This window comes from Methylobacter psychrophilus (assembly GCF_025583945.1).
Taxonomy (GTDB): domain Bacteria; phylum Pseudomonadota; class Gammaproteobacteria; order Methylococcales; family Methylomonadaceae; genus Methylobacter_C; species Methylobacter_C psychrophilus.
Map to the genome: position 1 here is coordinate 1 of NZ_JAOEGU010000086.1, position 7,819 is coordinate 7,819.

Consider the following 7,819-nt stretch of genomic DNA (forward strand, 5'->3'; position numbering starts at 1 on the left):
TGAACTCCAGGCAATTTTTTTAAGCTTGCCAAAATACGAGTCCACTCTTCATCACTTAATTTTATCCGCTTCATTTCATTCAAAATGGCTTATTCTACCGGATTGGTGAAACGTCAACAGAACCTAGCAAAAATGCGGGTTACAGGCTACTTTGCGAAGATGATTCAATTGGGACAGATTAGTGCCTTCGATTACCATTGGTAGTGACATATTACCTTTAACTCATATATGACGCTGGTTACAGGCCGACTTTACGCATTGTCGGGTGTCGGGTAGGAACAGTGTATTACTACGCCATTCCCCCCTAAGAACCGTGCATGCAACTTTCGCTGCACACGGCTCAAGCCTCTAAAAACCCTGTTTTACCAGAGCCGGTAGTTACCTTCTTATCGTGGTTATGAATTTGTCTACCGCGGTCGGCCATCTATATAATGAGCGCTGACTGTCAATCCAATGGCGGCTTTTGAATGAGTGCTTTTTGCTCGTATGCTCTATTTGGGCAAAACCACACCTTGCGAGTTTTTACCCTGCTATATGGATGGCAGAGTAAAGCCATTCACTGAGATAACATTATATGGAAGCAATCAACAACATCAATATCCAGTCGCTACTGGACACCTTTATTAGCCTGTCGACGGCGTTTATTCTGGGGGCGGCGATTGGTTTGGAGCGCCAGTTTCGCCAGCGGACAGCAGGGCTACGCACCAATGTTCTGGTGGCAGTAGGCGCTGCTGTATTTGTTGATATGGCGAACCGTTTGACCGGCCACGAAGGTGCTGTGCATGTGGCGGCCTATGTCGTATCGGGCATTGGTTTCTTGGGTGCGGGGGTTATCATGAAAGGCGATGGTAATATCCGTGGGTTGAACACCGCTGCTACTTTATGGGGGGCAGCGGCAGTCGGGGCTTGTGCGGGTGCCGATCTGATATCGGAAGCGGTGTTGGCCGCGCTATTCGTGCTGGCGGGAAATACGTTACTGCGCCCGGTAGTGAATGCAATTAATCGTAAGCCGATTGATGATGAGAACAGCGAAGTGACCTATTCGGTTTGTGTAATCTGCGACCGTCAACATCAAAAAGACACCCGCGATCAGTTGAAGCTCTTGCTCGAAGCTGCCAATTACCCAGTGAGCGACTTCGATGTTCATCCATTTGTCCAAAATGAGGTGCAAATATTTGCCATACTACTATCCACATCCATAGACTCTGAAGACTTGAATCGTGTGGTAGACCAACTCATGACGCTAAGTTCGGTCAGCCAGGCTTATTGGAGTCCAAGCACGATTGATTAAGGCATTACTAATAGTGTCCATTTAACGGAGGTTTAGTGAACAACTCCAAAACCACCTTTTGGGATAGTGAAAGAGAGGTAAAAATGTTAATATAGCCGTCAATCTATCAAAACAAGTAAAGTGTTCATGAATCAAAAGATTGGTTACTGTCATTTTCAGAAGACGACTATACCAATTTTATTGGCCTAGATACGCTATGTGCGAAGGACTGCTGATCATGCGCTGATCAGTAGACATCTGCACTATTCTTGTTTATGCTCAGAAATTCTCTAGTTTAGGTATGGAAACAGATGCTCCTTCTTCGCTGAGAGCGGTTTTCTAACGTTATCCTACGAAGCATGGGAGATATTTTTGGTAGTGCAGTCGGCTTCTGATATTCCGTGCAATCGTCTTCTGATAAATGACAGTTTTATTAGATACCAGTGCCCTCAGTATTTATCCAGCAGGTTTTGTCTTAAGTTTTTTACCTGACTTATAAAATGATCCAACATCCCTAAAATCAAACATATTCATCTCAAAAGACGAAATTGAAACCTGATTAGTACCATGTACATGGGTTATTAATTTGTCGTAGCTTTCCTTATAGGGAGCTTTGGCCACTGAGCCACCAAATTCCCCCGTATTGACCAACACTACATGCTGGTACATGTGGTAATACAAAGCATCAACCATGGAATCAAACGTGTTCACATCTTTATTTAAAGCAACAACCAAATAAGCGTCAGATTTATCTTTCAAATCAGCGGTCATTTTTATGTCGGTGGCATCATAACAAATAGTGCCAGTTAACCTAAAGCCTTTTTCTTTTGGAAATGCTGGATGCACAAGTTCAATCAATAATTGGTAAGGTCGCCAAGGCTTAACTTTGCCAACCTCATCTTCCATCATATTCCATTTGCCTTGTAGGCGATTTATAAACGGTCGCCCGCTCGCCTGTTTTTTTGGAATTACCCATTTTGCAACGTTGTTAGGGCCGTCCACACCAGGTAAATGTGTAAATGTTAAACCCGTAAAAATAATTGCACCGGTTTTATCCGCTAAACATTTGAGAATATCCATATCGGCGTTATTAACAGCTAGCTCAGGCCAAATAATGAGATCAATATCGGATCTTTTGTAGTCGGTATCAACTATACTGCTATGGCTGTAAGATTTATGTAAAATAAGTTCAGCAACAGCTGCCACATGTCGGCGATGCCTGGCCCGATATATTGGTGTATCAAGCATCAACCCGTGATCAACGAAATCATTTTTCAGCGGCAGTAATGATTGCACCATCACAACACGAAGATTCTGTTTTTCTTTTGGCCAATCTAAATTTACTCGTTCCACATAGACTGGTATGCCAGACATGTTACAAAATAGTGATTTTTGATCTTTAAGACGATCTTCGATTAACTTTTTAAGCGCTTTCACATCCCAAACTATTGGCCAATCATAACCGTCATCATGAATGCTAGTACCAGGCCATTGCAGTAAATGAAATAATAAACTCGATACCCAGCCAGACATGGGAGCCGTTTCACCGTTGAGAGCCTCAGGCGAATGCATCATGCCTAACTGGCGTTTCATAAAGCTGGTTTTCAACCCCGTATATTTTGCCTGATTAGACATCAGTGCATTCATACCTGACCAGTCAATACTACCCATTAAGCAACTGCGCAAAAAGATACCTATCCGGTATAACGGCTTATGATTCTCAGATACCCATTCAGGCACCGGGAATATAGGTTCCTCTTCATTGACTGGCTGTTCAATCTCTAATTCGACATCTAGCGATTGGATCTTGCTCCAGTCTTGACAGCGCACTTTGCAGTTAGCAATATCAATGATCTTTTTAAACTCAGCAATATCGTCGGCAGTAGCATCTTTTTTAACATCAAATTTGCCGCCATTCATTACGGCCATAAGTAATGCAAGTACAGCATTCTCATGAGCAAAGGGATTATCCGTTCGTTTAATAACTCCTAAAAGTGAGATTGAATCTGATCCATTGAAGCGCTTCAAATCGCCGGAGATAGGTAAATATAAGACGCCAGTTTGATCAATGAGTTTTTTAAATGACTTTGGCCATGATAAATCATTGTTCTTGGCGGTATTAACCAGATCTACAAAAAATATAGGTGATTCGGCAGCTATTTTTTTGCAGAATGCCTGTGCATGAAGATCATTAAGCTTTTTATTTTTCCTGAGGTGCGAGTTTTTCTCAGATTTTTCCAGTAAACAATTCACGGCTCTCACAACCAAAGTTTTATTTTCAGCTAACTGATATGCTAATAAAGCATTCGCAACAAAATCTGCCACCTTCATTTCGGGTGATATGCTGCGAAAGCCTTTCATCATCTTGGTGATGGTGTTAAAACTTTCGTTTTTTGTATCCTTACCTAAGCAAGAGTCATTTCTTACCAAGCAAAAAAACCGCGCTTGTTCTAAAATATTTTTATCGTTGTCATCTTCATTTTCGATAATGTCAACGGCGAGAGTTTGTAAGTACTCAAAAAATCCTTCAACATCAGCATGAGCAGGAAATGCCCAGCGTTCCTTAATATGGATGGATACTGCTGCATGACGAAAAATCTCACCTAAACAGTATTCTGCAATTTTTTGTTGCTTCGGATACTTTTTGCGTTTAATAACAATGCTTAACTGATCCAGTACGGGTTTTAAAATGCGTTTATCGGGGAATAGTTCCAAGCCTTTCTTGAGCATTAATACCAATGAAGGATCTTTACTCCAGCAAGCAATAAACTTTCTGGCCATACGTTCTTGTAAATAATCCCATGAACCGGCTTTTAATTTTCCATCTTCACCGATTTCTTGAGCAACCAAGCTGCGTTTTTGCTTAAGCAAGATATGGATTTTGTTAGCGGTAAATCGCAATAAAGTATCTTCACGCACATCATTATTGAGACCATCAATTAAAGCTAACGGATTGGTGTTATCTTTGTCGCTCTCGCTCGAACGCAAGCTGTCAGCAAGGCCAATCAGTCCTTCCAAACTACCAAGCTGCTCATCGATTTCATTGATGGAAAGGGGGCCGCTGACTTTGCTCTGAATGTCATTCAACTTGGTTGAAATACCACTTTTCTTGGATCTAAATATTTCTACTCGTGTTTTTTTTAGATTAAAATTCAGACCAATATCCTGTAATTTCTTGTCTAGCTTCTTACATATGCTAACTTCAATATCTTTAACTTCTATGCTATCTTTGACAACAACAATTAAACGCATGTCGTCAACATACCGACAACAGTCAACAAGACGAATACCTTCAGCAAGATCAGTATCAATTAACGCACTGATCCAATGGTCAAAATCCAATAAATAAATATTGGACAAGAAACCACCTGCGACTAAACCTTGAGGAATTCCTGAGGGTATGGTGCTGTTATTTTGAGAGCAAACGTCATCATAAATTGCCGGACTTTCTTCATCCCAGGCCCAATGTTCAAAGCAGGTTAGCAACCGCGTAACAATGGCATCTTCTTTTTCGTCACATAACGCAAGAATCTTTTTAACCAATTTTGGACGGTCAATACGATCATAAAACTTCTCTAAATCTAGGTGTATCTCAAGAACTTGCTCATCTTTAACTTTTTTCTGCAAAGCTTCGCCGCCAAAATACATCGGACGTGCTAAAAAGCGCTGATAATCCGAGAAGTATTTACTGTAGGTAGTACCATTACCCCAGGAAAAATTGGCTTCATCCTCATGAAATGTGCAATAAAGACGATTGCCATAATTCACCAACTTTTTTGTGTGTACCTTCTTTAATTCAGTTGAGGTATCACACTGGAGAGTTTCCACTTTATTGGCTAGACACATCATTAAAGCGGTCATCAAAGATTGATCGCGAATAGTCACATGAGCCAAGGGGCGCAGTGATTTTGAGTCTTCTTCTTGTTTATCTTTGTCTATATATGGTCGCCAATCGTGTGAGAAATCTTGATTGCCATCACTTTCTTTAAAATGCCAACGATCAGCTTTAGGTGCGGGAACTATACGAAGTGAATCAAAAATGAATGTTTCATCCTGCAATTCTTCAATCCACTTATCAAGTTGCGCATCCAGATCAATGGCAGACCGATCAAGCTCGAAAGTATCAGCATACCAATTGGTAGAACGGATATATTCGTGAGATTTTTTCCATGCCTGAGCCAAAACAACTTTATTGGTTAGATAAGTATTGGTCGGTAGCAGATTCTGATATATTTCATCCAGCAATCCCATAAATTTTCCTTAATTGACTGCTTGTTTAACCAGCACATCAGCCAGTTTTTGTTGTAACTGATTGGCTTCGGTGAGGCGGGATTTTAGTTGGTCGCAGATTGCCATTAGCTCATCGACTTTGGTGACGATACGGTGTTGTTCGGCAGTTGGAGGTAAAGCAAAAATCATGTTAGCTACTTGCGTTGTCGATATATGGGGAACACCGTTACTCCTACCAGGATCAATATTTCCTACAAAGAATGATGAGTTTAACCATATGGCTAGATATTCTGAATCCACAGCTTTGGAGAAGCTAGAAATCTTTGCTACCCGTTGCAACAATAAACACGGAATATCCGACTTAGAAATGACCGCGAATTTCAAACCTGTTGTGATAATTGGACGATCAAGAGAAAGTACTAAATCGTCTATATTTAGCGTGTAATCATTAAAATTGGCAGCGTTTTCAATGGAAATGTAAGCTACATCAATCCAGTTTGCTACCCCATGAGAAACATTTACATTGCGAAGTAATCTGATCCCAGATGACTCGAACCATTCACTCTTAAACGCGTAACCATTCAAAAAAGCGAAGATTTCAGCTTTACGAACGAAAGTCCATTCTCTGGGCAGATCAAACGGTTTTTCTTCATTGCTGATCGGCGGCAACGGTTTAGCTTTCTTAATCTTGCCCTCCGCGATCAACTTGGCTTTTTCTGCCTGTATCCGTTTAAGCAATTCACTGGCTGGTTCATCATGGGGATCTTGAGGAACCAATTTACCCATGACGGCGAGTTGCAGCAGGGTTTGTTTTAGAACGTCGATGCTGGCTTCAGTCGTAAACAGGGTGTCGAAATGCTCAGAGATACGTTGCCAGTTGGAGTTAAAGTCTTCGGCATTTTGTGATTGTGTGAGTGTGCCGAGCAGATGAGTAACGAGTTTTTCGTGGGCTACTGCGGCGTTATTATGTTGGTTTTCTAATTGGTCGCAGAGTGCCATGAGTTCATCGACTTTGGCGACAATACGGAGTTGTTCTTTAATTGGAGGAACAACAATGGGCATTTCAGATAATTGACCTAAATAAATACCTTTCTGAGCTGTTCCTTTAGCGTGAATATCATAATATCGAACGCATAAAGGCGACCCTAAATGGAGGCATAAAAACTCAGACATCAAATCTGTTTTTATAACAGCAACACTTCGCTGTAATACAAATTTTGGAGCATTATTAGGAACGACTGCTGGACGACCGAGTGAAGCCACAATTGTTAAAAGTACATCTCCAGATTCAATTTTTGTTCTCGAGTTCTCAACATCAAAATCATCTGCATTTACATAGCGAGATGGTGAGTTAAAATCTATTTTCCCAAAATTCACATTCTGACTACTTAGCATTGGAAAACCTGTTCCAGCATCTTTGGGTGGGTTATGTGAGCCATCAGTTAATTTGTAACAAAGAATTCCTAGCTTTACCAATTCCCAACCCATCGGCAATTCAAACGGTTTTTCATCATCTGTTATTTCAGCCAGCGGTTTACTTTTCTTAATCTTACCCTCAGCTACCAACTTAGCTTTTTCAGCCACTATCCTTTTCAACAACTCACTAGCCGGCTCATCATTCGCATCTTGAGGCACCAACTTGCCGCGCACAGCCAATTCCAGTATCAGCTCTCGCAATTTTTTGATGCCATAAACACTGGCGGCATTACCCGAACTGCGGCCACGGCCTGATTTCTTGGCGGTATCGGCGGCTGTCCAGATGTCGATGTGCTCGGTGATTAAGGTTTGAATCGCATTCATCGTGCTATCTCGGTACAGCGCTTGTAAGAGGCTATTATTTTCATGCTTCACCTTCTGAAATGGCGTTTTCCAGCACAGCACGGTCGCGTTGCAATTCGGCTTGTAATTCCGCTTCGGTAGGTAAAAAGGCGCGGTAGCGACTGGCGAACAGCTGTTGGCTATCGGCTAACAGGGAATATTTGGCGACGGCTTCATTGCGTTCAGAGCACAAGATCAAACCCAGTGTCGGGTTGTCGCCTTCGCCCCTGTATTGCTCTTCAAACACGCGTACATACATATCCATTTGGCCGACATCCTGGTGGGCAAGCTTGCCGACTTTTAAATCGACCAATAAAAAGCATTTGAGCAGGTAGTTGTAAAACACCAGATCAACAAAAAAATTATCGCCTTCAACACGTAATTGTTTTTGCCGTGCCACAAAAGCAAAGCCCTTGCCCAGTTCCAGCAGGAAGGTTTGCAATTGCTGGATTAAATTGGTTTCCAGTTCTTTTTCATACAGCGTGGCACTGGGTTGGGCAC

The 7,819-nt window shown here is 41.8% G+C and carries 4 protein-coding genes; 1 reads left to right on the forward strand and 3 read right to left on the reverse strand.

From position 1 onward, the window contains the following. Positions 1 to 574 precede the first annotated feature (574 nt). Complete coding sequence (locus tag N7974_RS19555; protein ID WP_262967219.1) at positions 575 to 1,291, forward strand: MgtC/SapB family protein; 717 nt, start codon at positions 575 to 577, stop codon at positions 1,289 to 1,291. Between the two features lie 435 nt (positions 1,292 to 1,726). Here the strand turns inward: N7974_RS19555 and N7974_RS19560 are convergent, their stop codons facing one another. The 3 genes from N7974_RS19560 to N7974_RS19570 form a co-directional block, all read right to left on the reverse strand. Beyond that, a complete protein-coding gene (locus N7974_RS19560) occupies positions 1,727 to 5,452 on the reverse strand; it encodes an RNA-directed DNA polymerase (RefSeq protein ID WP_262967220.1) in 3,726 nt (1,241 codons plus the stop codon). A gap of 78 nt (positions 5,453 to 5,530) precedes the next feature. Beyond that, the gene (locus tag N7974_RS19565) at positions 5,531 to 7,300 is read right to left on the reverse strand and encodes a restriction endonuclease subunit S (RefSeq protein WP_262967221.1); all 1,770 of its coding nucleotides are present in this window, start codon (positions 7,298 to 7,300) and stop codon (positions 5,531 to 5,533) included. 40 nt (positions 7,301 to 7,340) lie between these two features. Then, the coding region (locus tag N7974_RS19570; protein WP_262967222.1) for a DUF1016 domain-containing protein at positions 7,341 to 7,819 on the reverse strand (479 nt) is incomplete at its 5' end.

Bases quoted from the DNA above. Each gene is read 5' to 3' on its own strand.
- N7974_RS19555 (WP_262967219.1), top strand. From the start codon at position 575: ATGGAAGCAATCAACAACATCAATATCCAGTCGCTACTGGACACCTTT.
- N7974_RS19565 (WP_262967221.1), bottom strand. From the start codon at position 7,300: ATGAATGCGATTCAAACCTTAATCACCGAGCACATCGACATCTGGACA.